Annotated in this window: 1 protein-coding gene; it reads left to right on the forward strand. The window is 42.9% G+C overall.

All coding sequences use genetic code 11. The features are described from left to right. Positions 1–210: IS3 family transposase (locus BMG01_RS10890; protein ID WP_143472312.1), on the forward strand; the 210-nt coding region annotated here is incomplete at both ends.

The raw sequence follows: 210 nt of genomic DNA on the forward strand, positions 1-210 counted from the left end.
GCACCTACTTTGATTGGGTTCACTATACTGAGAGCCAACGACAACGAGAAGACACGATTTTAAAAGCTTTGTTGCGTGAAATTTGGCAAAATAACTATAAAGCTTATGGCGCGCCACGTCTGCGATTAGCATTAGCTGATCTGAATTTGCATCATGGAACCAACCGAGTTCGTCGTTTAATGCGAGAAGCTGGCATATACTCTGTCATGA

Source organism: Leuconostoc sp. BM2, assembly GCF_002095565.1.
GTDB lineage: Bacteria > Bacillota > Bacilli > Lactobacillales > Lactobacillaceae > Leuconostoc > Leuconostoc falkenbergense.